Source organism: Planktotalea frisia (assembly GCF_001890925.1).
In the GTDB taxonomy this organism is placed as follows: domain Bacteria; phylum Pseudomonadota; class Alphaproteobacteria; order Rhodobacterales; family Rhodobacteraceae; genus Planktotalea; species Planktotalea frisia.
Genome location: NZ_MLCB01000129.1, coordinates 17,523 through 42,949, shown reverse-complemented (window position 1 = coordinate 42,949; position 25,427 = coordinate 17,523). Strand labels below are relative to the sequence as shown.

Annotated in this window: 24 protein-coding genes; 4 read left to right on the top strand and 20 right to left on the bottom strand. The window is 53.9% G+C overall.

Annotation, left to right across the window (positions count from 1 at the left end; genetic code table 11):
- Nucleotides 1-118 precede the first annotated feature (118 nt).
- The 4 genes from idi to chlG are packed head-to-tail and all read right to left on the bottom strand — an operon-like array spanning nucleotide 119 to nucleotide 4,015.
- Nucleotides 119-640, bottom strand: a complete 522-nt coding sequence (gene idi, locus PFRI_RS09675; RefSeq protein ID WP_420541321.1) for an isopentenyl-diphosphate Delta-isomerase — start codon at nucleotides 638-640, stop codon at nucleotides 119-121.
- Nucleotides 641-648: 8 nt separating this feature from the next.
- On the bottom strand, nucleotides 649-1,827 hold the full coding sequence (locus PFRI_RS09670) for a geranylgeranyl diphosphate reductase (protein WP_072630501.1): 1,179 nt from the start codon (nucleotides 1,825-1,827) through the stop codon (nucleotides 649-651).
- Between the two features lie 3 nt (nucleotides 1,828-1,830).
- Nucleotides 1,831-3,117: a BCD family MFS transporter gene (locus PFRI_RS09665; protein WP_072630500.1), complete on the bottom strand. Its 1,287-nt coding sequence runs from the start codon at nucleotides 3,115-3,117 to the stop codon at nucleotides 1,831-1,833.
- Between the two features lies 1 nt (nucleotide 3,118).
- Nucleotides 3,119-4,015 carry a chlorophyll synthase ChlG gene (gene chlG, locus PFRI_RS09660; protein WP_072630499.1) on the bottom strand — a complete coding sequence of 299 codons (897 nt, stop codon included), beginning with the start codon at nucleotides 4,013-4,015 and terminating at the stop codon, nucleotides 3,119-3,121.
- Nucleotides 4,016-4,234: 219 nt separating this feature from the next.
- Between chlG and PFRI_RS09655 the strand changes: the two genes are divergently transcribed.
- Both PFRI_RS09655 and PFRI_RS09650 read left to right on the top strand, forming a co-directional pair.
- Nucleotides 4,235-4,669 carry a c-type cytochrome gene (locus PFRI_RS09655; RefSeq protein ID WP_072630498.1) on the top strand — a complete coding sequence of 145 codons (435 nt, stop codon included), beginning with the start codon at nucleotides 4,235-4,237 and terminating at the stop codon, nucleotides 4,667-4,669.
- An 85-nt stretch (nucleotides 4,670-4,754) separates the two neighbouring features.
- On the top strand, nucleotides 4,755-5,723 hold the full coding sequence (locus PFRI_RS09650) for an NAD(P)H-binding protein (protein WP_072630497.1): 969 nt from the start codon (nucleotides 4,755-4,757) through the stop codon (nucleotides 5,721-5,723).
- A 12-nt stretch (nucleotides 5,724-5,735) separates the two neighbouring features.
- On the opposite strand, the gene hemA is transcribed toward PFRI_RS09650, so the two are convergent.
- Genes hemA through bchF form a run of 14 tightly spaced genes read right to left on the bottom strand, consistent with a single transcriptional unit; the run spans nucleotide 5,736 to nucleotide 21,000 of the window.
- On the bottom strand, nucleotides 5,736-6,953 hold the full coding sequence (hemA, locus tag PFRI_RS09645; protein WP_072630496.1) for a 5-aminolevulinate synthase: 1,218 nt from the start codon (nucleotides 6,951-6,953) through the stop codon (nucleotides 5,736-5,738).
- The gene (gene puhE / locus PFRI_RS09640; RefSeq protein WP_072630495.1) at nucleotides 6,943-7,749 is read right to left on the bottom strand and encodes a putative photosynthetic complex assembly protein PuhE; all 807 of its coding nucleotides are present in this window, start codon (nucleotides 7,747-7,749) and stop codon (nucleotides 6,943-6,945) included. Before puhE ends, hemA begins: the two co-directional genes overlap by 11 nt.
- Nucleotides 7,749-8,873 carry a magnesium-protoporphyrin IX monomethyl ester (oxidative) cyclase gene (acsF, locus tag PFRI_RS09635; RefSeq protein ID WP_072630494.1) on the bottom strand — a complete coding sequence of 375 codons (1,125 nt, stop codon included), beginning with the start codon at nucleotides 8,871-8,873 and terminating at the stop codon, nucleotides 7,749-7,751. Before acsF ends, puhE begins: the two co-directional genes overlap by 1 nt.
- Nucleotides 8,870-9,166 (bottom strand): O2-dependent cyclase accessory protein, encoded by a 297-nt coding sequence (locus tag PFRI_RS09630; protein WP_072630493.1) that lies wholly within the window; start codon nucleotides 9,164-9,166, stop codon nucleotides 8,870-8,872. Before PFRI_RS09630 ends, acsF begins: the two co-directional genes overlap by 4 nt.
- Before the next feature lie 26 nt (nucleotides 9,167-9,192).
- A complete protein-coding gene (gene puhC, locus PFRI_RS09625) occupies nucleotides 9,193-9,660 on the bottom strand; it encodes a photosynthetic complex assembly protein PuhC (protein ID WP_072630492.1) in 468 nt (155 codons plus the stop codon).
- 5 nt (nucleotides 9,661-9,665) lie between these two features.
- Nucleotides 9,666-10,310: a photosynthetic complex putative assembly protein PuhB gene (gene puhB / locus PFRI_RS09620; RefSeq protein ID WP_072630491.1), complete on the bottom strand. Its 645-nt coding sequence runs from the start codon at nucleotides 10,308-10,310 to the stop codon at nucleotides 9,666-9,668.
- Between the two features lie 57 nt (nucleotides 10,311-10,367).
- The gene (gene puhA / locus PFRI_RS09615) at nucleotides 10,368-11,141 is read right to left on the bottom strand and encodes a photosynthetic reaction center subunit H (protein ID WP_072630490.1); all 774 of its coding nucleotides are present in this window, start codon (nucleotides 11,139-11,141) and stop codon (nucleotides 10,368-10,370) included.
- A gap of 17 nt (nucleotides 11,142-11,158) precedes the next feature.
- Entirely contained in the window at nucleotides 11,159-12,589 is a 1,431-nt protein-coding gene (locus PFRI_RS09610) for a PucC family protein (RefSeq protein ID WP_072630489.1), read from the bottom strand.
- A complete protein-coding gene (bchM, locus tag PFRI_RS09605) occupies nucleotides 12,586-13,251 on the bottom strand; it encodes a magnesium protoporphyrin IX methyltransferase (RefSeq protein WP_072630488.1) in 666 nt (221 codons plus the stop codon). Before bchM ends, PFRI_RS09610 begins: the two co-directional genes overlap by 4 nt.
- Nucleotides 13,252-14,148 carry a ferredoxin:protochlorophyllide reductase (ATP-dependent) iron-sulfur ATP-binding protein gene (bchL, locus tag PFRI_RS09600; protein ID WP_072630487.1) on the bottom strand — a complete coding sequence of 299 codons (897 nt, stop codon included), beginning with the start codon at nucleotides 14,146-14,148 and terminating at the stop codon, nucleotides 13,252-13,254.
- A 28-nt stretch (nucleotides 14,149-14,176) separates the two neighbouring features.
- Complete coding sequence (locus PFRI_RS09595; RefSeq protein WP_111445497.1) at nucleotides 14,177-17,710, bottom strand: cobaltochelatase subunit CobN; 3,534 nt, start codon at nucleotides 17,708-17,710, stop codon at nucleotides 14,177-14,179.
- Between the two features lies 1 nt (nucleotide 17,711).
- Nucleotides 17,712-19,235, bottom strand: coding sequence for a ferredoxin:protochlorophyllide reductase (ATP-dependent) subunit B (gene bchB, locus PFRI_RS09590; protein ID WP_072630485.1), 1,524 nt, complete (start codon nucleotides 19,233-19,235; stop codon nucleotides 17,712-17,714).
- Nucleotides 19,232-20,515 (bottom strand): ferredoxin:protochlorophyllide reductase (ATP-dependent) subunit N, encoded by a 1,284-nt coding sequence (locus PFRI_RS09585; RefSeq protein WP_072630484.1) that lies wholly within the window; start codon nucleotides 20,513-20,515, stop codon nucleotides 19,232-19,234. The genes bchB and PFRI_RS09585 overlap by 4 nt, the downstream gene beginning before the upstream one ends.
- Entirely contained in the window at nucleotides 20,512-21,000 is a 489-nt protein-coding gene (gene bchF, locus PFRI_RS09580; protein WP_072630483.1) for a 2-vinyl bacteriochlorophyllide hydratase, read from the bottom strand. The genes PFRI_RS09585 and bchF overlap by 4 nt, the downstream gene beginning before the upstream one ends.
- A 274-nt stretch (nucleotides 21,001-21,274) precedes the next feature.
- Between bchF and PFRI_RS09575 the strand changes: the two genes are divergently transcribed.
- Both PFRI_RS09575 and ppsR read left to right on the top strand, forming a co-directional pair.
- Entirely contained in the window at nucleotides 21,275-22,081 is an 807-nt protein-coding gene (locus PFRI_RS09575; RefSeq protein WP_072630482.1) for a cobalamin B12-binding domain-containing protein, read from the top strand.
- A gap of 59 nt (nucleotides 22,082-22,140) precedes the next feature.
- Complete coding sequence (gene ppsR, locus PFRI_RS09570) at nucleotides 22,141-23,553, top strand: transcriptional regulator PpsR (protein WP_072630481.1); 1,413 nt, start codon at nucleotides 22,141-22,143, stop codon at nucleotides 23,551-23,553.
- On the opposite strand, the gene PFRI_RS09565 is transcribed toward ppsR, so the two are convergent.
- Together PFRI_RS09565 and PFRI_RS09560 are read right to left on the bottom strand one after the other, a co-directional pair.
- The gene (locus tag PFRI_RS09565) at nucleotides 23,550-24,395 is read right to left on the bottom strand and encodes a cobalamin B12-binding domain-containing protein (RefSeq protein WP_084649659.1); all 846 of its coding nucleotides are present in this window, start codon (nucleotides 24,393-24,395) and stop codon (nucleotides 23,550-23,552) included. The two genes, ppsR and PFRI_RS09565, sit on opposite strands and share 4 nt — an antisense overlap.
- Nucleotides 24,396-24,769: 374 nt before the next feature.
- Nucleotides 24,770-25,375 (bottom strand): response regulator transcription factor, encoded by a 606-nt coding sequence (locus PFRI_RS09560; protein ID WP_072630503.1) that lies wholly within the window; start codon nucleotides 25,373-25,375, stop codon nucleotides 24,770-24,772.
- Nucleotides 25,376-25,427: the final 52 nt, after the last annotated feature.

Below are 25,427 nucleotides of genomic sequence, written 5' to 3'. Positions count from 1 at the left end.
GCACAACACCCGCTACAAGCGCCATTGCCGCGCCAGCGGCTTCGTCCATGTCCGCAGAGTCGACCTTAGCCGTTCCTAAAGAAAGCTCCCATTTCTAAGCAATGCCAAAGAGCGCAACTTAGGCGCTCACAGCTTCCCCAAAAATCAAATCCGCGTGCTGCGCCATATAGATGCGCAGCCAGGGGGTGAATTTCGAAGGAGTGTCGTGCAGCTCTTGCAAAAGCGTGTCATGCGCGATCCAACGGGTCGCCATGACTTCTTCTGGGTTCACCTCAAACGCCATTTCGCGCGATGCGTGCGCCAGGTAAACTTGTACGACTTCATGCTCGATCAAGCCGTCCCCCACATCCGCGCGATATTCAACTTCGCCGCGATACTGCATGTGCAGACCTGTGATCCCCAGCTCTTCCTCCACGCGTCGATCCGCGCAAATATTTGGCGCCTCGTCCCATTCGGGATGCGTGCAGCAAGTGTTCGCCCAAAGACCGGGCGTGTGATATTTGCACATGGCACGTTGCTGGATCAGGATATGCTCGCCTGAGATAACGAACACGGACACGGCTTTGTGCTTGAGCCCTCGTTCATGCGCGGCAAGTTTTTCCACGGGTTGAAGCGTGCCCTCAACCCAAGCAGGGATCATGATCTGCGTCATACGCGTGTTTCGGAAACCAAACGCGTCAAATGCGCGAGGTTTTTCAACCCGATTTTCAGATGCGCCATAGGGCGTGCTTTGATCAAACGTTTGTTCATATAGGCCTCGAACGTGAGTTTTTGAACATCTACATCATGACACAGCGAAACGAAACGCTCGCGGCGTTCGTCACTGCGATAGTATGCGTTTTGCATCGCACCCAATACTTTGAACACGCTCTTGTGCTCGCGCATGAACAGTTTGCGCGCGAGTTGCAGATCTTTCACGCGACCTGTCTCGAGGCAGGCACTCGCCGCAGTCGCTGCGACACGACCACCAAGCATCGCGTAATAAATGCCCTCACCCGAAGAGGGCGCAACGACGCCAGCTGCATCACCCGAAAGCACAACATCACGGCCATTGTCCCAACGATCCATCGGCTTTAACGGAATTGGCGCGCCTTCGCGGCGCAGGGTTTTGCAGTTCTCTAGGCCTGCAGAAACGCGCAAATCTGCCGTCGCTTTCTTGAGGTCAACGCCGTCAACGCCTGTGCCCATACCAACGCTACACGACGTTCCATGCGGGAAGACCCAGCCGTAAAAATCAGGCGAGATCGCGCCGTCATAGATGACATCGCAGCGCTTGGGATCGTAGTTTAGTCCCGCAGCAGGTGCTTCGATAATTTCGTGATAAGCGATCACATATGGAATTTTGTCGCCGCCGGGCACTTCGGCCTTTGCGACTTTGGAACGTGCGCCATCGGCACCGATGATCAGCTTGGTCGCGAGCGAAACCTCTTCGCCGCTTTCTTTATCGCGGTAGACAACATGCGTGCCCTTAGCGTCGCGCTCAATACGAAGGAACGTGCCTGTCATACACTCAGCGCCCGCTTCTTTCGCGCGGTTGCGCAGGAAGGGGTCGAAATCTTTGCGATCAACCATGCCCACAAAGCCGTCTTCAATCGGGATATCTACTTTGCGCTGGGTCGGTGACACCATGCGTGCCGTATTGATGCGCGCGATAATCTGGCTGTCAGGAATGAAGAAATCTTCGATCAAACGCGGAGGAATTGCACCGCCACAAGGTTTGATGCGACCATCTCGGTCAATCATCGCAACTTTGCGGCCAGAGCGCGCGAGATCTTCTGCGGCGGTTGCGCCCGACGGGCCTCCACCAATAACAACAACATCAAACATTGCTTATTCTCCCGGGACCATTGATGCGGCCGGAGCGGCCGATCTGACTTCCATAACGCGCGCGGCCATCAGGGCAGCGGCTAGAAATAATAAAGCTTCAAACGCAAAGACGGAGCCAAATGCAGGTCCGTCGGCGATGAAGCCACGTGAAATATCAACCAAAGCGGCGCCAGTCAGGCCGCCAAATCCAGCGGCAATCGCTTGCGATGCGCCCCAAAGACCCATGCGCGTGCCTTCGCGTTGTTCGCGCCCTTCAGAGGCAAGCGCCATCATCGAGCCAATCGCAGCGACTGCGAACATGCCGTTAAAGAAACCAAGCGCGATGACGAGGGACTGCAAGCTGATTTGCGTTTGCGCAAAACCAGAGAGGGCGAGCATGATCAGCACACCCGCAGAGCCAAGGCATCCGGCCATAACCCAAGCACGCAAAGAGCCAATCTTGAGACCCGTCGCGACAATACCTACGGTCAGCATTCCGACGAAAACGCCACCATTTTGCATACCACTGAGCGATGTGGACTGGCCGGGCGTGAAGCCAAAGACGAGACCTGCGTAGGGCTCTAAGATGAGTTCTTGCATGAAATAGGCATTCATGGAGAGAAAGATGAACAGTGTGAAATTGCGTGTTTTGCGCTCGGCCCAAACATCCCGCAGACCTTCCATGAAAGGTGTGTGTGGTTCTGGCTTTGCAGCTGTCACGCGGCGCTCGATCCCATAGATCGCGAATGTCGTGAGGATGATCGCTGCAATGACGATCACACCGACAACCGTCAACAAACGTTGTGGCGAGTATGGATCAAGGAAAGAGCCAGCAAGACCCGCGGTCAAAGCGATGCCAAAAATCATCATCAGCCAAGTGATTGTCGCAGCCGCAGCACGTCGATGCGGAGCGGTTGCGGTGGCCATAAGCGCAAGCAGGGATGTACCAGAAGCACCGACACCGATGCCTATTAGCGCGTAGGCAATGATAGATAGCGTCAAGGCCAGCGCATAGCTTTGCGCGAAGAGCGTGACGGCATATGCAGCACCGAAACCACCCATCGCGAGCGTGACCATTCCGCCGATGATCCATTTCGTGCGATTGCCACCCGTGTCAGAGGTGAATCCCCAACGCGGGCGAGACATCTGAATGCCGTAGTGCAAGCCAACCAGCATTCCGGGCAAGATCGCGGGAAGCGAAAATTCAACAACCATCAAACGGTTCAGCGTCGAAGTGGTTAGAACTACGATGGCACCAAGCGCCATTTGAACCAGGCCGAGACGGAAGATTTGTAGCCAAGACAAGGTCATCTTAAAGGCTCCTTAGCGCAAAGGCGGCGATCATCATGCCGCTGACATAAAGCGTGACGCCCGTGCCATTATACCAAGGCGCGCGTCCTTTCGGATCGCTGAGCAGCACGGTCATGGCCCAAATTTGCAGCGCAAGGGCAGCAGAAATAGCGAGGGCGAAAATGGGTTTGTCCCAAAGAACGAGAAGAGCGATAACCACAACTTGTGGCACAGCCATTATCCAGCACGCAGCTTTTGCGGCGCGTTCAGGGCCAAGCGTGACAGGCAATGAATTGACACCCATTTGACGGTCGCCCTCAAGCGCTTTGAAATCATTCAGCGTCATTATGCCATGCGCGCCAATACCGTAGAGCAACGCGATCACGACAATCTGCCAACTCGGAGCACCCGCACTTAGAACGGCGGCACCTGTGAACCATGGCAAGCTCTCATAACTCAGACCTACTAGGCCCGGCCCCCACCAACCAGAACGCTTCATACGAACAGGTTCAGCGGAATAGGCCCAAGCAGCAATCACACCTAAAATCGTAGCGCCAAAGCCCCAAGGCCCAAGAAACCAGCCCACAAAGAGCGACAGTGCGGACATGGCCAAAGCAATCCACAAACCCCAACGACCCGGAATGCGACCTGACGGGATAGGGCGGTCTGGTTCATTGATCGCATCGACGTGGCGGTCGCACCAATCATTGGCGGCTTGGCTCATCCCGCAAACGATAGGACCCGCTAAAATAACCCCAAGAATTACCAGACCCAACTGCGAACTCGGTGCCACGCCAGAGGCGATCACCCCGCACAAGTAGGCCCACATCGGTGGAAACCACGTGATCGGTTTGATAAGACGCAGCATTGCTGCTGGTTCAGGGAAGTCCCTTGTCGGAAGATTGGCTAGATCTGTCATAGTGTAACTTTAAGCTTACACATGCCGAGTCTACAAGTGTAAAGTATAGTTTACATTTTATTCAACTTCGAGTGATATACAAAATTACATGGGAAAACGGGTTTCGTTTTCACTTTGATTTATGTTTACTACAAATAATACACACTTAATCGCACGGCGGCTCTTCACTTTGAGAGCCCGCGCACTACCTACACGGTCGTAACTACAGGGAAACACAGCATGAAACTTTTTAGTATCCTCACTCTTGGTCTTGGCCTCGCGGCAGCGCCTCTTTTGGCAGATGGCCACGCGTCAGGCGACGCGGAAGCCGGCGAAAAAATATTTAACAAATGCAAAGCTTGCCACATGATCGTCTCCGATGCGGGTGATGTGATCGTGAAAGGCAACAAGACAGGCCCAAACTTGTACGGTCTGAACGAGCGTCAGTTGGGTTCCGTCGAAGGCTTCAAATACGGCAAGTCCATCGTTGAACTCGGCGAAACCGGCGTTGTCTGGAACGAAGCAGAGTTTGTTGAGTACGTCGCAGATCCGAAGAAATACCTTCAGACCAAGCTTGACGACAAAAAAGCCAAGTCCAAGATGTCTTTCAAACTGCGTAAAGAAGAAGAAGCAGCAAACGTGTGGGCGTTCATCGTTTCCGCTGCAGCTGAGTAAGATTAGCTACTTTCAAAGTAGTTAGAGGGCTCGCTTTCATCAGCGGGCCCTTTTTCGTTGACGCATTAACCGTTAGACACTTGGCATGACTTTAAAGAAACGCGTTTTGGTTTTTGGCGGCACTGGCACGGCTGGGCGCGGCGTTGTGCGCGCTCTGCTTGCTAGTGATTACGCTGTTACATGTGTCTTGCGCGATCGCAAAAGTCTTGATGAGATGCCGACAGGTGTCGAAGAAATTTTGGGCAGCGTGACCGACCCCAACGCTGGCCTGAATAACGCTTTGCATGACAAAAAATTCGATGTTGTTGTCTCTTGTCTCGCCTCACGGACGGGCGCGCCCAAGGATGCTTGGGCGATTGATCACGCGGCACAATTCAACGCTCTTGCTATCGCCAAAACTGCCGATGCTACGCAGTTCATCCTGCTCTCGGCGATTTGTGTGCAAAGACCAAAACTCGCTTTTCAGCATGCCAAGCTAGCGTTCGAAAAGGAACTCATCGCCTCCGGCCTTACCTATTCCATCGTGCGCCCTACAGCGTTTTTCAAATCGCTTTCAGGTCAAATTGAACGCGTGAGAAACGACAAGGGCTTTCTTGTTTTTGGGGACGGCACTTTAACCGCCTGCACCCCGCTCAGCGATGATGATCTTGGGCGTTTCATAGCGCAGTGCATCACGGACGAAACCAAGCACAACCAAATTCTCCCCATCGGGGGACCCGGTCCTGCGATTACTCCGAATGAACAGGGCGAAGCGCTCGCGCGGATTCTCAAGAAACCCGTTAAGATAAAGCGCATCCCTGTCGCTTTGCTCGATGTAATTTATTGGGTGCTCAGGATTGGCGGGTTGCTCAGCCGCAAGCTTGCCGAAAAAGCAGAACTTGCACAGATCGGACGCTATTACGCGACTGAATCTATGTTGGTTTGGAACCCTGAGACGGGCAAGTATGACCGCGATCTGACGCCCTCAACAGGGACAGAAACGCTGTTTCAACACTATGAACAACTGATAAAAGAAAACCGCGCCCAAGAGCGCGGTGATCATTCTGTTTTCTAAAAACCTGAGCGTTTAAGCGACAGCGTGCGCAATCGCACATTGCTTCCAGAGCGAGCTAAGTGCCGCGACCAAGTGATCAATATCCGCATCAGAATGAAGCGGTGAGGGCGTAAAGCGCAGACGCTCGGTGCCTTTTGGAACCGTTGGGTAGTTGATTGGCTGCACGTAAATGCCCCACTCGTCCATGAGATAATCTGCCAGCATTTTCGTTTTTACTGGATCTTTGATCATCACTGGAATGATGTGGCTCTTGTTCATCAAATGCGGAATGCCAGCACGGTCCAGACCTGCGCGAAGCTTCGCGACTTGCGCGCGGTGCTGAGTGCGTTCTGTGTCAGATTCCTTGAGATGGCGGATCGACGCGCGCGCGGCAGCGGCAACCGCAGGGGGCAGGGCGGTGGTAAAGATGAAACCAGACGCAAAGCTGCGAATGAAATCGCAAAGCGCGGCAGAGCCTGTGATGAAACCACCGACGACGCCGTAAGCTTTGCCAAGCGTGCCTTCGAGCAATGTAATGCGGTCCATCAGACCTTCTTGCTCGGCAACGCCGCCACCGCGTGGACCATAAAGACCAACAGCGTGCACCTCATCAAGATAGGTCATCGCGCCGTATTTTTCGGCAACTTCAACGATCTCGCGGATTGGCGCGATGTCACCATCCATGGAATAAACCGATTCAAATGCGATAATCTTGGGCGCGTTCGCAGGCAAAGCCTGAAGTTTCTCTTCCAAATCGGCGACATTGTTATGTTCCCAAATCACCTTTTGCGCACGAGAGTGACGAATACCTTCGATCATAGACGCGTGATTGCCGGAATCGCTTAGGATGATGCAGTCCTTGAGGCGACTTCCAAGCGTGCTGAGCGCGGCCCAGTTGGACACGTAACCAGAGGTGAACAATAGCGCTGCTTCTTTGTTGTGCAGATCCGCCAACTCACGCTCCAAGAGCAAGTGATCGTGGTTCGTGCCAGAAATGTTGCGCGTTCCACCTGCGCCAGTTCCCGTGCGCTGAACTGCTTCGCACATCGCATCGATGACCAAAGGATTTTGACCCATCCCCAAATAATCGTTGGAACACCAAACCGTCACGTCGCGCACTTCGCCGTCTTCTTGGTGATTGGCAGCGTGAGGGAATTTACCACATTTACGTTCGAGCTCCGCAAAATAGCGGTAGTTGCCTTCTTCTTTGAGTGTGTCGAGCTGGTTCTGGAAAAGTGCATCAAAGTTCATGGGACTGTCCTGTCTTAGAGGTCGTAGGCAGCGAAGGAAGCATCCAGCGCCATAGTTTCGCATCGGGCAAGGGAATGACCATTAACCAATGCTCTAAAGTAGCCAAAGCAGATAGCGCGAGCAGCAGGGCAAAGCCCACGAGCGCAGGTGTCGTTTCAGCGGTGAAGAGGCGTTCAGCAAAGCATGCAGTGGCAAAGCTGAGGAAGGTAACGCCAAGCACGAATGCAATCGTGATATTGCCTTGGCGAAAGTAGCTTTTGAGGTGTTCGAGCGGTTTGGGTACGAATTCCGTATTGATCCGTGGCACCCCGAAGAACAGGTTCAGTTTGGCGGAAATACGTGCCGCAAAAAGCGTGAGGTAAGTCCAGAACCCAAAGGTGTTTTCAGAGCCACTTGTTGCAACCGTAACAATGAGCAAACCCATGAGCAGTAGCAACTCGTGATGAGAAAGCGTATGCCAAGCGCGCACAAAACGTGCCCAGCCTTTCAGGTGGTCAGGGCAGGGCGCGCGCTGTGGTCCGGTGATGATACCAGAGAGGAACGCGAGTTCGATCCAGCCCCAAACGAGCAAAACCGACAAGAACGACACGTAGACATTCACAACGCTCAATGTGCTCGCAGAAAGGACCAATCCTGCCGTGCCAAGCGCAAACAACGGCACAGAAAGCACAACATTTCTGCCATGCGCTGCGCCGCCTTGTTTGTCCGCCCTGCGCACAACCAGCAATATGATCCCGGTGAAGAACCACCAGGAAAATATCGCTAGAAACGCTGCTATCCAGGGCGAGCTAAACATTAATACGCGGGCTCCAGACGTGGGCTGTCAGGAACTTCGTTCTTGATTGCGGGGATCGTGAAGACCGAAACGAACGCAACGGCCGCTTTGGTCATGCCCGCAATCCGGCTTGCAAACCCAAGAACACCACCGCGTGCTTTGGCAGCAGCAACTTGGCGAGACGCCGCTTCCATGCGGTCCAAGTTCGGACGCCAGCGCGGGTGATCAATGTTCAACGTCATCGGGAACACCTGCTTGGTGATCTCGGACGTTTTGCGGAACACTTCTTGGCCGTACCACGTCACATCCACGCCAAGTGCTTCGTGAAACAAAGGACGCTGGTGATCGCGCACCCACATGGTGGAATACACCGCCGTGAGGAAGAACTTGATCCAGAATTTATTCATTGGTGTGGTCGTCAACTTTGGATCCGTCTTGAGCAAAAGCGCAAAAGCTTCACCATGCGAAAACTCATCGTTGCACCATTCGCGGAACCACTTGAAGATAGGGTGGAACATCAGCTCTGGATGCTTCTCAAGGTGACGATAGATCGTGATATAGCGCGCATAGCCAATCTTTTCAGAGAGATATGTCGCGTAATAGATAAACTTTGGGCGGAAGTAGGTGTACTTCTTCTGTTGGGTCAGGAACCCGAGGTTCACACGAATACCAGCTTCACGCAGAGCATCGTTGATGAAACCCGCGTGGCGTGCTTCGTCGCGCGCCATCAGTTGGAACAGCGTGGTGATGTCCTCGTTAGAACCACGGCGCTTCATCTCTTTATAAAGCACGCAGCCAGAAAATTCAGCGGTACACGACGAGATCAGAAAATCGATGAACTCTGCTTTCAACGCAGGCTCCATACCGTCCCAATCTGCTTCCCACTCATCGGTCTTTTTGAAGTGGCCTTTGTTCGGATCGGACTTCATCTGATCGATCAAAACGTCCCACTCTGCACGAACAGGGGTGACGTCAATCGCGTCCATCTCTTCGAAATCAGTGGTGTAAAAGCGCGGCGTCAAAAGCGTATTTTGCATCGCAACTTCCGTCGCCATCTCTGACGTCATGGGACCATCAAGTGCGTCTTGCGCGGCAATCGCTTCTTCAGCCGTGTTGGCAAAAGCGGAATGGACAGGAGCGTTCATGACAGCACCTCTTCAGAAAAGGAAAATTCGCACAGTTCCATGAACTCGAAATCACCTGTGGCGCGGGTCCAGAGTTGCTCCAGCTTAGAGGCGCGTGTGATCGTCGCGATGCGATCTTCTTCCACCAATTCACCGTAAGCGGCCATGATTTCAGGCCCTTCAACTTGCACGCTATCACCAGGGTTCACGACAGCCCCGTTATTGAATTTCACATGCGCAGAAAGCTCTTCAAAGCGGTGCGAGATGGTCACCGTGCAAGGCGCGGTTTCCTTCGATCTTGTAAAAAGTCCCATGGTTTACGTCCCTTTGGCTAATGCGTTCAATCAAGCAGCTTGGCGAAAGCTGCGACATTGTCTTTTCCGTATCCGATCAGTTCGATCTTCCAACCGGTGGTATCATCTAGTATCCCGACATTTCCGTTTTCGCGCAGTACAACGCGCACAGGTGCATCGGACGGTACATCTTGCACCAAACGCTCGCGCGTTACCGCGACCCAGATCACATCGATAAAACCCTTCTTGTGATCAGTGGAATGCGCAAGCTGAGTCCCTGAGACATCATAAACGCCAACCCCTTCACTACGCGAGCCTTTTAGTGTGACGCTGAGCTCTTTTTGGATGTCGCTATGTGCAACAACCGACGTCGCCTCGCGACCTGTAAAGCGTGCAGTGGCGACCATCAAAAGGCTTGCGCCCATGAGGGCGAACATTGCGACAACAAGAAACTTTGGAACCATTTCGCGGTCGCGGTGTTTCATTTGATTGGAAAGTGCATTGAAAGAGGCCATGTGACTTACTCCGCTGCAATGCCATCCGCGCCAAGATCAAAGCTCTTGGTGCGTGTGACTTGTGGTTGGGAAACGCGCGTTTCAGCGGCTTCTGCGAAAATGGTGGCAACTTTGGCAACCTCGGGAATAGCGCGCAACGCAGGTTGCGTGCGGCGCATATGCCAAGGACGCACATGCGGCCAAGTCATGAGGTAGGACAGACGCGTATCGCCAATCAGCTCGAGCGTGATGGTGCCCATACCATTTGACCGCGCGGCGACTTGCGCATTTCCGATGCATACATAAGGCAGGTTCAACGTCATCGTCAAAGCTGCGCCGATGCGCATGCAAACGCGCTTGTTAGTCAGTGTGTAAACAGTGCTGCGCGCTTGAACCATGGCAATCACATAGATCAAAAGCGTCACAACAATGCCTGCAAGCACGAAAGGTACGCCGTGCAAAAGGGCTGTGGTGAAAGGCACATCCGCAGAGGATACGCCCACACGCCAGATCGTCAAAAAGACGAAATAGCCAATCACCCAGTTGAGCGCCCATGCGTCTTTTGCAAGACGCAGAGCATTGGGGCTTCCTTGCCAGAGGATCTGTTCATCCTTTGGCAAGTCTTCGGGAAGGCCCCGAACCGGTTCGAAATTAAAGTCATCTTGGTGCATTTGTCTGTCCCTCGAAAGTAGCTGCCGGACTCTGGCGAAAAGCCCGGCAAATCGTTTTTAAAGTAGTGGCTCAGAGCGGCTTGGGTCAGCATAAAGCGTACCGCCACCGTAATAGGCCATGATTTTTTCCTCTTCCAAAAGCGTGACTTGCTCATCGCTTTTGATGCCAGGTATATCTGCGAAATGGGCACCATAAAGTGCACGCACTTTGACGTGGTCCCCTTTGATGCGGCAGAAGTTGATCGGCAAAAGACGCGTTTCACCGGAACCCTCAGGGTTCAGATCAATCGTCAAGAAACGTACCAACTGCTCAGGCACATCAACCCACATATCAATGCAGCGTCCGATGACTTCACCGTCACCAGCCATCACGATCAAACCACGCGGGTCGCGACCTGCGGAGAACGCAAAATCAGGAAGCTTTGAGAGCGGCTTGATCTTCACGTGACCATGCGCATCAAGCTCTGGGTGATCATGACGCGGCGCCCAAGATGCAGGGCCAACGCCGTCGGTCATCGGGTTACCTGTTGGAATGTAAGGTGACCCAGCAGCAACCGAAGATTGCTCTAACGCGAGGTTGTCACGATCGCCGCGCTGACCGGATGGAACCGTCAATTCACCGCGACCATCGGGCAGAATGAACGTCTTGTCCTTAGGAACCGGAAACGGACCTTGGTTTGGGGCAGCGTTGCCCTCTTCGTCTTGCAAAGGATACCCTTCGCGCATGTTCTCAGTCTGAAGGTAGAACACCAACAGAGCGAAAAAGATCCAAAACATCCAAATCGCGGCGCTCGCGAGATCAAAGTTTCCAAAAAATTCAGTGCCAACCATAGTCGCCTCCTATGCGGTCATGTGGGAAAATCAGACAGCTCCAAGCTGCGTGTTTCTGATGCGTGAAGTCTCTTGGCCCGAACGAGTGGACCAAGAGCAATGAGAGTGATGAAAAGCAGCCCGATTTCGAGCTGATAAACGACGGAATATCCAACGGATGGAGACGTGAGCGCGCTGCCCAGAGCACCGCTTTGACCAGCGGTGTTCACCAGATCGCGGATCGCGCCACCGATGAAGATCGAAAGACCTGCGCCGGTTGCTTGCGCCGCGCCCCAGACGCCAAGAGCAAGTCCGCGACCAGCGGCACCTTTGACCTCGACAGTCATCGCAGCCGTAAGAGTGGAGACCGCGAAAAGTCCGCCGCCAAGCCCGATCAGAGCCGCACCAATGAAAAACAGTACAGGAGAGGACAGAGGCGCCGAAAGAAGCACAGCGCTAAACGCTATAATCCCGATAATCAAACCGCGACCCCCCATGCGAAACGGGTCAATCCCATGCGAGAGCCAGCGCGCAGCCAGACCAAAACCAAGCAAAGCGCCGCCTGCCCACATCGCGGTAAGCAGCGTGGTGGACGAAACGGAAAGGCCCAGAATTTCGCCGCCATATGGCTCAAGTAAAACATCCTGCATATTGAATGCCATGGTGCCCAGAAAGATCGTCACAATCAGGCGCACCACATTATTATCTTTGGTGAAGTCGGACCAAGCCGCACGAAACGCAGGTTTTGGCGCGCTGCGCTCTGCGTTACTCATGGGCGAGAGTTTCTCTTGCTTCCAAAGCGCGATCACATTCAACACCAGCGTCATGACAGCGGCACCTTGAACGACTTGCACTAATAGAAGCGCCGAATAGTCGCGCAACAGCGTGCCAATGATCAGCGCCGAAAAGCCCATGCCGAGCAGATACATCACGTAAAGGAGTGAAACGACCTTAGCGCGCGTTTCTTCACTCGCGCGATCCGCCGCCAAAGCAAGACCTGCGGTTTGCGTCATATGCATGCCAAGTCCTGTGAGCAAAAACGCAAGCGCCGCCGCGACCTGACCAAACATGCCAGCATCCAAAGCGGTATCGCCCGCAAGCACCAGCAAAGCCATCGGCATAATCGCAAGACCACCGAACTGCCAAATCGTGCCAAACCAAAGGTAGGGAACACGCTTCCAACCAATCGCAGAGCGGTAGTTGTCAGACTTGAAACCCAGCAATGCACGGAACGGCGCAATCAAAACAGGGATCGCAATCATCAAAGCAACAATCATCGCAGGAACAGACAGTTCCACGATCATCACGCGGTTTAACGTCCCAAGCAGCATAACAGCCGCCATGCCGACAGAAATCTGGAAAAGCGACAAGCGCAGCAGTTGGGAAAGGGGCAAGCCCTCACTCGCGGCATCCGCGAATGGCAACATCTTCAGCGTCATGTTCTTGACGATGTTTTTGCTGACGATCATGCGCGAAACTCCAGCGCTTGGCTGATATAAAAGCCTGAAGAAACACGCTCGATCTCGCGAATTTTGCCGCGCGTGGCAGCCGCGATTTTGTAAGATTGATGCGGGATCATCGTCGGCGAGCGATCAGACCGCGGGAACAGTTTGCCAGCACGCCACATCATCATCAAAAGCGGTGTACGTGGGGCCACGGTGAATGCCATATTGCCGCCCAAGCGCGGCGCAATACCATCGAGGATTTTGCCAATATCGTCCGCAGTATAGTAAATCAGGCTGTCCATCGCGACGATATGATCAAAGTGACCCAGACGCTTATCCAGCATGTCACCTGCGGAAAACGCCAGAGATCCAGCAACGCGATCAGGACGACGCTTGTTCGCGATGTCGATGAGTTGTGGTGAAATATCAACGCCGACAACATCCGCCCCACGCTTGGCAAGTTCAAACGCCAAAGCACCAGTACCACACCCTGCATCAAGAACGCGCGCACCGCGCAAGTCAGCGGGCAGCTGCGCGATCAGCAAATCGCGCATCCGGTCACGTCCCGCACGCACAGTCGCGCGAATACCCGACACAGGCGCATCTGATGTCAGCTGCTCCCATGTCTTGGTCGCGGTCTTGTCGAAATAGGTCTCGACCCGTGTGCGTGTGGCCTCATAGTTCATTTAATCGAAACCCAACAATTCAAAGATCTCGCGATCAGGAAGGGGATCGGGCGCAAGAGGAAGCGTGCCATTATAAAGCGTCTCCGCGAGGCGCATGTATTCTTTACGCACCTGCACGATGTCTTCTTCATCGGGCATTTCGAACAACGTCTTCTTCTTCAGACGTGAGCGACGGATCGCATCCAGATCAGGCATATGCGCGATACGGTTGAAGCCGACAGTTTCGCAGTAGCGATCCACTTCGTCCGTGTCCTTGGAACGGTTGGCAACGCAACCTGCCAGACGCACTTTGTAGTTCTTGGACTTGGCTTGCACGGCCGCAATAATCCGGTTCATCGCATAAATGCTGTCGAAATCATTCGCCGTCACGATCAACGCGCGATCAGCGTGCTGCAAGGGGGCCGCAAAGCCACCGCACACAACGTCACCGAGAACATCAAAAATCACGACATCCGTGTCTTCTAGCATATGGTGCTGCTTGAGCAATTTAACCGTCTGACCAACCACATACCCACCACAACCCGTTCCCGCAGGAGGGCCGCCAGCTTCAACGCATTTAACGCCGTTGTAACCTTCGGCCACGTAATCCTCGGGGCGCAGTTCTTCCGCGTGGAAATCGACGCTTTTCAGGATGTCGATGACAGTTGGCTGCAAGCGACCTGTCAGCGTAAACGTGCTGTCGTGCTTTGGATCACAACCGATTTGCAGAACGCGGTGGCCCAGCTTGGAAAACGCCGCAGACAGGTTCGACGACGTCGTCGATTTGCCGATGCCGCCTTTGCCGTAGACGCTGAAAACCTTCGCGCCTTCGATCTTTGAACTTTCGTCCTGATGGACCTGAACGGATCCTTCGCCGTCCCCACCAAGGTTCGGAATGCTTCTATCAAGTGGGCTCATGAGGTTAGTCCCTTTCTAAAAATGTAGGTCATTCGGCTGCAATGCCCTCTAATCTGTCTTCAATGGCGTCGGCGGCGTTTTGCAGCGCCTCCAACGTGTCGGAGTCTGGTGTCCAATAAGCGCGGTCCGATGCTTCGAGCAGGCGGTTCGCCATGCGCATCGACGCTTGAGGGTTAAGGTCGGCAAGACGTTTGCGCATCACATCATCAAGCACAAAGGTCTCGGAGAGTTCTTGGTAGATCCAAGGGTCCACTTTGCCCGTTGTCGCAGACCAACCCACGGTATTCGTGATGTGTGCTTCGATCTGGCGCACACCTTCATGGCCGTGCTTCAAGAGAGGTTCGTAGAATTTCGGGTTCAAACTGCGCGCGCGTGTTTCCAGCGAAACCTGCTCTTGCAAGCTGCGCACCTTTGCGCCGCCGCGTGTTTGATCACCGATATAAACGGGCGTCTCAACACCGTTCTTGGCGCGCTTTACCGCAGCGGCAATACCACCGAGCGTGTCGAAATAGTGATCCACCGACGTCACACCCAGCTCAACCGATTCAAGGTTTTGATAGGCGAGTTCAACGTTGGACAGCGTGTCTTGCAAAAGATCCGCTTGCTTGGATGCTTCACCATCAACACCATATGCAAAGCTTTTGCGCGACTGGTAGGCATCGGCCAGATCGCCGTCATCCTCAAACGCAGAACTATCAACGAGCTGATTGACGTTGGACCCATACGCGCCCTCAGCATTCGAGAACACGCGAAGCGCAGCCGTCTGCATATCGCAGCCGTTGCTTTGCATGAACTTGAGCGCATGTGCGCGGATCGGGTTCATGTCTAATGGCTCATCTGCTTGCGCACATTTCAGCGCCGCATCGGCAAGAAGTTTGGTCTGCAAAGGCAGCAAATCGCGGAAGATACCCGAAAGCGTCATCACCACATCAATGCGCGCACGACCAAGGGTTTCGAGCGGCACGAGATCAGCGCCACATAAGCGACCGTGCGTGTCAAAGCGCGGCGTTGCACCCATCAGCGCGAGCGCCTGCGCGATTGGTCCGCCATTGGATTTAATGTTGTCGGACCCCCAAAGCACCAGCGCGACAGTCTTTGGCAAAACCTCATGCGTTCTGAGCAATTCAGCCGCTTGCAATGCGCCATCTTCCATCGCGTAAGCGGTGGGCATGCGGAACGGATCAAACGCGTGAATATTGCGGCCTGTGGGCAGAATATCAGGTGCACGGATCACGTCGCCACCTGCAACAGGCTTGATGAATTCACCGTTCATCGCACGCATGAGCGCGTCGAGCTCGACGGATTTGGACAGATGACCGCGCGCTGTTTCGCGAGAAGCAGTCGTGTCAAAGCTCATCTGATCCAGCGTGTTTTGCACCGACTCCTCAGACAGTTCCCGCCCAACGATGTGCAAACCATCAGGGATCAGCGCCTCTTCCGTCTCCAGCAGTTTCAGCCAGAGCGTACCGAGATCATCACATTCCAAATGCACTGTCTCTGCTTGCGCACGGATCAGCCGCTCGAGCGTCTCAACACCTTCATCCGCAGGGTTCATACTGCGCCATTTCGTCAGGCTGTCCTTGAGATCTGCCAAGCCACGATAGAGACCAGACGCCTGCAAAGGTGGCGTAAGATGCGTGATCGTCACAGCGTTCGTGCGGCGTTTGGCAAGTGTTGCCTCGGACGGGTTATTGGCCGCGTACAAGTAAACATTCGGCATATTGCCCATCAAACGATCAGGCCAATCATTGCCGCCACACCCGTTTTGCTTACCGGGCATAAACTCAAGCGCGCCATGCATACCAAAGTGCAGAACAACATCGGCTTTCAGATCATGCTTGAGGTATTGATAAAACGCGCTGAACGCATGGGTCGGAGCAAAGCCGCGTTCGAACAACAGGCGCATAGGATCGCCCTCGTATCCGAACGTAGGCTGAACGCCGACAAAGACATTGCCGAACTGCGCGCCAAGCACGAAAACCTCGCGACCGTTGGACTGGATACGACCGGGTGCTGCACCCCAAGTGGCTTCGATCTCGGAGAGCCAAGGGGTTTGTTGCACAATCTGATCTGCACTGATGCACGCCGCAACATTGGCGTCTTGGCCATACGCCTGCGCGTTGCCCTTAAGGACAGTTTCACGAAGCGCATCCACTGTATCTGGCGGCGTAAGGTCATACCCTTGCGCTTTCATCTCATGCAGCGTGTTGAACAGGCTCTCGAACACAGACAAATAAGCGGCAGTTCCAACGGCGCCAGCGTTCGGCGGGAAGCCAAACAGCACGATGCCGACGGTCTTTTCAGCGTTCTTCTTACGGCGCAGCAGGGCAAGGCGTTCAGCCTTTTCAACCAGCGCATCAACCCGCTCAACACAGGGTGCCATCGCCTTCACATTGCCAATCGCAGCACATTTATGCGCGCAGCCAGTGCAGCCTTCAGGCGCGTGACGGCCTGCGAAAACAGTCGGGTTCGTCGCGCCGTCTATCTCTGGCAAAGCCACGAGCATCGTCGCTTCAATCGGGCTAAGCCCTTGTTCGCCGCCTGCCCACTGGGCAAGAGTTTGGAACTCTAACGGCTGGGCGGCGACATAGGGGACATCAAGCGCGCTAAGCGCATCAACCGCGCCAGTGCTGTCGTTATAAGCAGGGCCACCCACAAGGGAGAAACCCGTCAAAGACACAAGCGCGTCGATCTTGCCAAGATAGTAAGCGTCAATCGCAGGCCGTCCATCAAGACCACCCGCGAACGCAGGAATAACGCGCATGCCGCGTGCTTCAAACGTGCGGATCACATGATCATAATGCGCCGTATCGCCCGCAAGAACGTAGCTGCGCAACATCAACAGACCGATGTTTGGACCAGTGCCTTTGATCGGTAAATCAGCGACGTCTGTCGTAATATGATGATCAGGCAGATCAGGGTGATAGAGACCCGTCTCTGGATATTCAATCGGTGCATCGACCAACGTACCGCGCCATTCAGTCCGCGATGCATAGCGCGAAATCAGAAAACGCACGAGGCTCTCGATGTTCTCGTCAGAGCCACCAAGCCAGTATTGCATGGTTAAGAACCAAGCGCGCAAATCCTGGCTTTTGCCAGGGATCAGACGCAAAATTTTGGGCAAGCGGCGCAGCATCTTCATCTGACCCGCGCCAGAGCCGCCGGACTTCTTCGATGGCTTGAGCTTTTTCAGCAAAGCAATCGCGCCCGTCGCAGGGCGCATCATGTCGAGATCACCCATTTTGGTGAGCTGAACAATCTCTTGATCCGCGATCACACCGACCATCGCATCGCAGGCGTCACGACGTGCAAGCAAGTCAGGCTGAATCGCTTGGATATGCTCTTCAAGGAAGATCACCGAGGTCACGACGATGTCCGCGCTGGCAACATCTGCTTTCGCATCCGCCAAAGTCTGCGGATCTTTCGCCCACTCCGCTGCCGCATGAATCTTGAGCTGCAAACCCGGGAAATCCATCGCCAAGGCAGGCGCAACCCGCGCAGCAGGACCCGCCGCGTGGCGATCCAACGTCAACAAAACGACGTTGTAGGGCTTATGGATCATATCATCGCGCAAAGTGTGCTTTGGCCTCGTATAAAGTGTCGACAGAGATTTGATTGAGACCGCGCTCGTTCGCGTAGCTTTCCGTATTGCGGCGGGCTTTGCCGCGCACAAAGAACGGGATTTTTTTGAGTTCGCGTTCCGCATCAGACAGCCAGATGACGTTGTCATTTACGGGCGCTTCTTCGATCACCGGCGCGCTGGCTGCTTTTTTGGGCGAGTGACCGCCATGATGGCTTGGACCAGCGGCATCATTGAATTCGAAATCTTCGCGGAACATGTGGAGCAAATGTTCTTCGAGACCCATGACCAGCGGATGGATCCATGTATCAAACAACACGTTCGCACCCTCAAACCCCATCTGCGGGGAGTAGCGCGCAGGGAAGTCTTGCACGTGCACAGGCGCGGAAATCACAGCGCAAGGAATGCCAAGGCGCTTGCCAATATGACGCTCCATCTGCGTGCCAAGGATCATCTCTGGCTGCAGCTCTTCAATCGTCTTTTCAACGAGCAGGTAGTCGTCCGTGATCAACGCCTCGACGCCATACTCTTTGGCGAGGGCTCGCACATCACGCGCATATTCGCGGTTGTAACAACCCATGCCGACAACTTCGAAACCCATCTCATCGCGTGCAACACGCGCGGCCGCTTTGACATGTGTACCATCGCCAAAGAGGAACACGCGCTTGCCAGTGAGGTAAGTGCTGTCAACAGAGCGCGACCACCACGTCTGGCGCAGACGGTCGCTATCAATCTCGTTGGTAGAACCGCTGAGCTGACGGATTTCTTCGATGAAGTCCCACGTCGCACCAGCGCCGATTGGGATGGTTTTTGTATAAGGTTGATCAAACGTGCGCTCGCAATGACGCGCAGCGGTTTCGCCAGTCTCTGGGTAGAGCAACACGTTGAAATGCGCTTGGCCCATCTTGGCGATGTCAGCAGGTGTCGCACCCATCGGTGCAGTCACGTTAACCTCAATACCAAGTTCATAAAGCAAGTTGGTAATCTCAGCCACATCGTCGCGGTGACGGAAACCGAGAGCCGTTGGACCGATGATATTGCAGCTGACGCGCTCGGTCTTTTCCATCGGCTTGGCGAGGTGTTTGACGATCTGAAAGAACGTCTCATCCGCGCCGAAGTTCTCTTTACGTTGATAGCTTGGCAGTTCCAGTGGGATCACAGGAATTGGCAGACCCATCGTTTCAGCCAAGCCACCGGGATCATCCTGGATCAACTCAGCTGTGCAAGACGCGCCGACGATAATCGCCTCTGGGAGGAAACGGTCATAAGCGTCTTGGCACGCGTCTTTGAACAGACCGGCAGTATCCGCACCCAGATCACGCGCTTGGAACGTCGTATAAGTCACAGGCGGACGGTGATCACGGCGTTCGATCATCGTGAACAACAGATCCGCATATGTATCGCCTTGAGGGGCATGCAGAACGTAGTGCAAACCCTTCATCCCAGTCGCAACGCGCATTGCACCAACGTGGGGCGGGCCCTCATATGTCCAGACGGTTAATTTCATTCCGCAGCTACCCCCAAGATCGCTTTGCGACGCAGTGGACGCGCGAAGAGAGAGGCGAGATCGCCAGCTTGCTCGTAAAAATGCACAGGGGTGAAGACCAGCTCAATCGCCCATTTGGTGCTGAGACCTTCGGCTTCTAACGGGTTCGCAAGTCCAAGACCACAAACCGTCAGGTCAGGACGCGCCTCGCGGCAGCGATCAAGTTGCAAGTCCACATCTTGCCCTTCGGAAATCTGTGGACCTGCGGGGAGAAGATCGAGATCGGGGCCATGAATGGCGTCGTGAATATAGGGCATGCCCACTTCGATCGCGCTCATTCCGCATTCACGGGTCAAAAAGCGTGCGAGAGGAATTTCAAGCTGGCTGTCAGGGAAGAAGAAAACGGACTTGCCATCCAAAGCTTCTGCCGCTTGCGCAACCGCTTGGCGGGCGCGACGACGGGGCGCATCTGTCGTCTTCTCAAAAAGCTCATCAGACACACCAAACTCTTTGGCAATCACGGAAAGCCAAGCAGTCGTGCCTTCTTCGCCCAATGGGAAAGGCGCTGCCAAATGACGCGCGCCACGACGCAACATGGCCGCGTGGGTTTCCCCAAGGAATGGCTGTGTCAGTGCGAAGACTGTGTTCGGACCAATCTGCACATCTGCATCGATCGTGCGCGCAGGCAGGACTTGAACGTTCTCAATCCCAAGACCGTCAAGCAGACCCAACATCTGATCTTCGACCACGTCAGGCAAAGCACCGACAACGACCAGATTGCGCTCTTCCGTTTTAGGAAGCACAGGTACCATCGCGGCGAGACATGCGTCTTCACCTTGGGTGAAGGTCGTCTCGATACCCGAACCGGAATACTCAAGAACGCGCACTTTCGGTGCATAGGCTTGTGTCAAACGCTCCGCCGCGCGGTTCAGGTCAAGCTTGATCACTTCAGACGGGCAGGACCCAACAAGGAAGAGCTGGCGAATATCAGGGCGACGCGACAGCAGTGTCTCAACTTCGCGGTCCAACTCGGCATGTGCGTCGTTGAGACCCGCGAGGTCTGATTCTTCGAGAATCGCTGTTCCGAATCGCGGTTCCGCGAAAATCATCACGCCAGCAGCGCTTTGCAAAAGGTGCGCACATGTGCGCGACCCGACCACTAGAAAGAACGCATCCTGCATCTTGCGGTGCAGCCAGATGATACCTGTGAGACCACAGAACACTTCGCGCTGACCGCGTTGCTTCAGGATAGGCGCAGAGCGGCAACCACCTGCGATTGGGGGACGGGATTGATCGGTCATGCGGCTAGCTCCGACTGAAGGCGCGCGGCGCGCAATTTCCATAAGAATTGGCCTGCGTTGACGACGTAGGTTGCATAAGCTGCAAGTACGATAACGATCAGCGCATCAGGTGAAATGCTGCCCGTCAAAAGGCCATAAAGATAAAGGGTATGAAGCGCGATCACGACAAAGCTGAACACGTCTTCCCAAAAGAACGCAGGGGCGAAAAGCCACTGTCCAAAGACAACCTTTTCCCAAATCGCGCCGGTCACCATAATGAGGTACAAAAGGAACGTTTTCGCGATGATTGAAACGGTCGCAACCTCGTAGCCAGAACCGCTCGTTAGGTAGCGCAGAACCAACACTAAAGAGACGAGGAAAACAGCAAATTGCAGCGGCGCCAAGATCGCTTGAACCGTGGTCCAAACGCTCGTGTCACGACGCACGCGCTGTTCGGGTGTGTATAGCCCGACCTGCTCTTGTGATGTCCGTGATGCGTTCGCCATTTTGCCCCCCTAAGGCACATTCGGTGTAAATAAAATTTGGCAGTATCAGCGCAATATGTCAACTTTGATTTACACATTTCGATCATTTTCAACACCAGCTTTCAAAGTTTTTCGCGCTAACACCCCGTTTTTAAGGTATTTCGGCAAAAGTGTCATGATTTATTGACATATCCCGCCGAATACGTGACGATAGCAGCCAACGAATATAACGCGCGCTTTGCTTGGTTTGTTATTCTCAAACTCGGCGGTTTTCAAAACGAGGGGGAAGAGTCACTTGGTTTTCGACGAAATCACTTTTTCGACCCGCCCCTCCAACGAGGTGGATAGCGTTGCTGTGCGCGCGCTTGGCTTGCTTGCTGCAAACACAGGAAGCAAAGCGCCCAGTAGCTCGTTCAAAAGCTTGGCTGATCATCCCGAGCTAACGAAATTACTCACACAGCGCCTTTATCTAGCATCGTTCAGTGCGGACCGGCAAAATGTCATGTCTGCAATCAAAGAAATGCAAATCGCAGAAGCGAGCGTTTCAGACATCATTTCTATTCTTGTGCCAGCCGCTGCACGTAAACTTGGGCAGGACTGGATTAATGACACCGCCTCGTTCGGGGCCGTCACGATTGGATGCGCGCGCTTGCAAGCTTGTGTGCATCATCTTGAACGCAATTTCGCGGAACGTCCCTTGAAAGACCGCGCTCATGAAACCAACTGTTTGGTTGTCGTCCCTCAAGGTGCACAGCATACGCTTGGCGCGGTCGTTTTGGCCGCAGAATTGCGTCAGGCCGGACCCCATGCGCAACTCGCGCTGGATGTGAGCCCAGAGAAAATGGCGCGCCTTGTAAACGATGAGCATTTCGATGTGGTAATGATTTCCGCCGCTCTTGGGCAAAATATCGAAACACTTCGAGCACTTGTGAGTGCTGCCCGCAGAAAAGATGACCGCTCAAAAGTCATCATTGGTGGCAGTTTGATAAGCAGTGAAAAGAACCTGAAAAAGGCAACCCTTTCGGATGACGTAACTTCCGATTGGCACACTGCCGTAAATTTGGGCACTTCGGGCTTGCAGAATGCCGAAGCAAAGCCCTAATAAGCAAGTATAACTACGTGCGCGCTTCGCCTAAGGACGCGTTCAAAGGAAGACGATGAATGGCGCCGCACGGTGAAATGAGCTGGACTGAAGGCATGATCCCCGCGATCAAACCCGAAGTTGTGGCCAGCATAGTGTCGCGGATCTCTGATCTTGCCTTGGTTATCTCCGAAGATGGCGTGATCAGAAGTGCTCAGGCGAACCCAAATTTTAATTTGGCGCCAGAACTCCAAATGTGGCTTGATCGACCAGTTCAGGATTTCCTCACTGTCGAATCGATTCCGAAGTTCGAAACACGGCTTGCTCAATTCAAAGATCATAAGTCCGATGTGCAGCCCGTTCAGGTGAACCACGCCGCGCACAAGGATGTCCCTGAATTTCCGATCCAATACAGTTTTCATCGCACAGGTGCCGAAGACAGCATCCTTATGCTCGGCAACGATCTGACGTCGACCGCAGAAATGCAGCAGCAGTTGGTTGCCGCACATATTGCGCTTGAAAATGATTACGAGACACAGCGCGAACATGATCTACGCTTCCGCGTGCTGCTGGAATCTTCCGAGACCTCAACCGCATTCATTTCGGTCAAGACTGGCAAGTTAGAAGCTTGTAACAGCGCGGCTGAATCGCTCTTCGGCAAAACGCGCGACGCTCTTATTGGCGCATCCTTCGCGCTTGAGTTTCGAGTGCAGGGCAGGGGCGATCTGGTGGATCAACTTGTCGCCGCCGCGTCCGAACAGGTCAGAACCTCGATCATCGTAAAAAGCGTAAAGACCGGACAAGACCTGACGCTCAAACCCACGCTTTATCGCGGGGCCGATGGGCCGATGCTTTTGTGTAAAATGAGCATTGATGAAGAAGAAGGCGCGTCCAGTGGCCAGCTACAGTCTCAGCTTATCGATCTTTATCATCGTGGCAGTGATTCTATCGTGTTCCTTGATGGCACAGGTCTCATCCTAAGCGCCAACGATGCGTTTTTGAACTTCACTGACGTGACTCACCCGCAAAATCTCAAAGGGCGCTCGATGGTTGAGTTTTTCAACCGTGGGTCCATTGATCTAAACGTGATGCTCGAAAACGCGCGCCGCACTGGTAGCATGCGACTCTATGCGACCAAAGTTCTGAGCGAGCATGGTGGCGAACGCGCCGTTGAAATCTCAACGACCCAGCTCAAAGCGGGCAAGGCGAGCGTATTCGCGATGATTATCCGCGACAGCCGCCGCGTTGAAACCGTGCGCACACCGATGCAGCAAATCACCGAAGTTGATATGCGCTCTGTAATCGAGTTGATCGGCGGACATTCTTTGAAAGACATTGTCGCGCAATCAACTGATGTGATTGAGAAAATGTGCATCGAAACCGCCGTAGAGATGACGTCAAACAATCGCGTTGCTGCGGCTGAAATGCTAGGGCTGTCACGTCAATCGCTCTACGTCAAACTGCGCAAGTACAACCTGGTCAACAAGTCCTAACGCGAAATACTGTCAGCCCAAAGCTCGCTCAGACGCTCCTTTGCATCCTCGACATCGCTGCTGATTCCGTCAAATTCCATAAGCTCTAGCAGATGCATGTTCTCGTCAACGCTTTGACCGCTCAGGAAAATTGACAGATGCGGCGCGCTTATACGGACGGCCAAAACGAGACGCGATAAAGCTTCAAACGAGTGCTTCCCACTCATCGACAGACCCAAAATGCGCGCAGGCGTTTGCTCGATCTGTTCAACCAAAGCGTCGTGATCCAACCCTGTCTTAACAGTAATATCCCAGCCTTCTTTGCGAAAAAGATCCGCCGCCATACGAATACCCAGCGTATGATCCTCACCAGGAACCGAAGCGAAAAGCGCTGATTTGCCCTCTACCAGCGCGACAGGTTCAAACATGTGTTTCATTCCGCGCATGATCGCAAAAATTCGGCCGGTCGCGAGGGTCACTTGCGAAAATCTAACGCGGTCTTCTTCCCACCAATCGCCAAGCAAACGCGCAGCAGCGGCGAGATGCGCAATATAAATTGCTTCCGCCCCTTTCCCTCCAGTGCGTAGGCCAAGAATTAGCTGCGGGGCAATTGTATCGTCAGTATCGATAAGAGCATGCGCAAGCTGCTCTAGATCTTCCGCATTGGGCGCTTCGATCTCAGCTTCGATCGTGTCCGCTTTGGACACAACGCGGCGGATCACCTCGCGCGCGAGATTTGCAACCAAATCCTCTGGCAGATGGTCTCTTAGACGATGAATATTGGACTTGTTGCGCTCGTAGACATCGATTTCCAGGGCGCCAAAACCCGCGTTGCCCATCAACGCTCTTTTCTCGCCTGCCATTCAAAATGTCCCCCAAAACCATACTACAATACCTTCGCGACGCCCCTGACCTCCGCTTCAACAACGCCTTCCAAGCTTTCAGCAATCGCTGAATACATGGACCTTCCAGGGAAATTCGTTCGGTTCTGCGGTGCCTACGTTCCAATCTTGTCTAGATTAGAGCCGCAAAACCATCAGAGTACCTGTGTCGAAGGTCCCAATTTCATCAACACATTTTTCTACGTTACCGAAATCTATTTGCGCAGCTATGCAAACAAACCCAAACTGACGGTAAGACTTATGACAGGACTCGACTATCCCGCTATGGGTTAGAGTACGTTGCAAGAAACAACTTCAAGTACTTCGGATATACCACTGCGTATTAATACGTGCATTCAACCAACCATCCGAATTAGATCCGCGACACCGCGCGCATTCATTTTTTCGCGAATGCGAGAGCGATGACCCTCCACAGTGCGTTGGCTCACATCAAGCTCGCTCGCGATTTCTTTGTTCAGTTTACCTTGCAAAAGATGCTGCAAAACTTCGCGCTCGCGATCCGTCAATTTCGCCAAACGATCTGCAACGATCTTCTTGGAGACCGTCGCAGGCTGCTTTTTAAACAACATTTCAGTGGCAGCATTTACAGCCCCCATCAAACGCTCTTCGGCCATGGGTTTTTCGATGAAATCGAATGCGCCAGCGCGCATCGCAGCAACCGCATCAGGCACGCTCGCCTGAGACGCCGTAACAATCACCGGCAAGCGCATGCCATTCTCGGCCATGTAGCTCTGTAGCTCGGCACCACTCATCTCAGGAAGCGATAGATCAAGAACCATTAGTGCGCTTTGCTGCGGCTCGTATTGCGTCAGGAAATCCTCTGCGTTCTGGAAAGACACGCACTCAAAACCCTGCGCGGCAAACAAAACGCGATAGCGCTCACACGCTACCTCGTCCGGCTCGACAACATAAATCGAGAGTGTCTCTGTCTGTCCATCCATCGCACGCCTCCAAAATTGAGTGTCGTACAACCAATTAGAACGCGTGCGGTCG

What these genes read in the sequence shown, in the direction of transcription:
- idi (WP_420541321.1), bottom strand. Translation starts at nt 640, where the DNA reads ATGATCCCTGCTTGGGTTGAGGGCACGCTTCAACCCGTGGAAAAACTT.
- PFRI_RS09670 (WP_072630501.1), bottom strand. Translation starts at nt 1,827, where the DNA reads ATGTTTGATGTTGTTGTTATTGGTGGAGGCCCGTCGGGCGCAACCGCC.
- PFRI_RS09665 (WP_072630500.1), bottom strand. Translation starts at nt 3,117, where the DNA reads ATGACCTTGTCTTGGCTACAAATCTTCCGTCTCGGCCTGGTTCAAATG.
- chlG (WP_072630499.1), bottom strand. Translation starts at nt 4,015, where the DNA reads ATGACAGATCTAGCCAATCTTCCGACAAGGGACTTCCCTGAACCAGCA.
- PFRI_RS09655 (WP_072630498.1), top strand. Translation starts at nt 4,235, where the DNA reads ATGAAACTTTTTAGTATCCTCACTCTTGGTCTTGGCCTCGCGGCAGCG.
- PFRI_RS09650 (WP_072630497.1), top strand. Translation starts at nt 4,755, where the DNA reads ATGACTTTAAAGAAACGCGTTTTGGTTTTTGGCGGCACTGGCACGGCT.
- hemA (WP_072630496.1), bottom strand. Translation starts at nt 6,953, where the DNA reads ATGAACTTTGATGCACTTTTCCAGAACCAGCTCGACACACTCAAAGAA.
- puhE (WP_072630495.1), bottom strand. Translation starts at nt 7,749, where the DNA reads ATGTTTAGCTCGCCCTGGATAGCAGCGTTTCTAGCGATATTTTCCTGG.
- acsF (WP_072630494.1), bottom strand. Translation starts at nt 8,873, where the DNA reads ATGAACGCTCCTGTCCATTCCGCTTTTGCCAACACGGCTGAAGAAGCG.
- PFRI_RS09630 (WP_072630493.1), bottom strand. Translation starts at nt 9,166, where the DNA reads ATGGGACTTTTTACAAGATCGAAGGAAACCGCGCCTTGCACGGTGACC.
- puhC (WP_072630492.1), bottom strand. Translation starts at nt 9,660, where the DNA reads ATGGCCTCTTTCAATGCACTTTCCAATCAAATGAAACACCGCGACCGC.
- puhB (WP_072630491.1), bottom strand. Translation starts at nt 10,310, where the DNA reads ATGCACCAAGATGACTTTAATTTCGAACCGGTTCGGGGCCTTCCCGAA.
- puhA (WP_072630490.1), bottom strand. Translation starts at nt 11,141, where the DNA reads ATGGTTGGCACTGAATTTTTTGGAAACTTTGATCTCGCGAGCGCCGCG.
- PFRI_RS09610 (WP_072630489.1), bottom strand. Translation starts at nt 12,589, where the DNA reads ATGATCGTCAGCAAAAACATCGTCAAGAACATGACGCTGAAGATGTTG.
- bchM (WP_072630488.1), bottom strand. Translation starts at nt 13,251, where the DNA reads ATGAACTATGAGGCCACACGCACACGGGTCGAGACCTATTTCGACAAG.
- bchL (WP_072630487.1), bottom strand. Translation starts at nt 14,148, where the DNA reads ATGAGCCCACTTGATAGAAGCATTCCGAACCTTGGTGGGGACGGCGAA.
- PFRI_RS09595 (WP_111445497.1), bottom strand. Translation starts at nt 17,710, where the DNA reads ATGATCCATAAGCCCTACAACGTCGTTTTGTTGACGTTGGATCGCCAC.
- bchB (WP_072630485.1), bottom strand. Translation starts at nt 19,235, where the DNA reads ATGAAATTAACCGTCTGGACATATGAGGGCCCGCCCCACGTTGGTGCA.
- PFRI_RS09585 (WP_072630484.1), bottom strand. Translation starts at nt 20,515, where the DNA reads ATGACCGATCAATCCCGTCCCCCAATCGCAGGTGGTTGCCGCTCTGCG.
- bchF (WP_072630483.1), bottom strand. Translation starts at nt 21,000, where the DNA reads ATGGCGAACGCATCACGGACATCACAAGAGCAGGTCGGGCTATACACA.
- ppsR (WP_072630481.1), top strand. Translation starts at nt 22,141, where the DNA reads ATGGCGCCGCACGGTGAAATGAGCTGGACTGAAGGCATGATCCCCGCG.
- PFRI_RS09565 (WP_084649659.1), bottom strand. Translation starts at nt 24,395, where the DNA reads ATGGCAGGCGAGAAAAGAGCGTTGATGGGCAACGCGGGTTTTGGCGCC.
- PFRI_RS09560 (WP_072630503.1), bottom strand. Translation starts at nt 25,375, where the DNA reads ATGGATGGACAGACAGAGACACTCTCGATTTATGTTGTCGAGCCGGAC.